Raw genomic sequence first — 275 nt, 5'->3', positions numbered from 1 at the left:
CGATGACCGACACCGTTCTGAAACCGTTGTCGGTGACGTAGGCTGTCGACCCGTCCGGGGTGAACGCAACACCGACCGGTTCCGACCCAACCGTGATCGTGGAGGTCACCGTGCCCGACGCCACATCGATGACCGACACCGTGTCGGAAGCGGTGTTGGTGACGTAGGCTGTCGACCCGTCCGGGGTGAACGCAACACCGACCGGATTCGACCCGAGCGGGATCGTGGAGGTCACCGTGCCCGACGCCACATCGATGACCGACACCGTGTCGGAA

1 protein-coding gene is annotated in these 275 nt (G+C 64.4%); it reads right to left on the bottom strand.

The annotated features are described in order from the left end of the window. On the bottom strand, positions 1-275 hold a 275-nt coding region (locus tag AC3XQU_RS23845), incomplete at both ends, for a YncE family protein (RefSeq protein ID WP_489876608.1).

The organism is Telluria sp. AZSoR62, from assembly GCF_058111565.1.
This window is presented reverse-complemented; position numbering and strand designations above follow the sequence as displayed.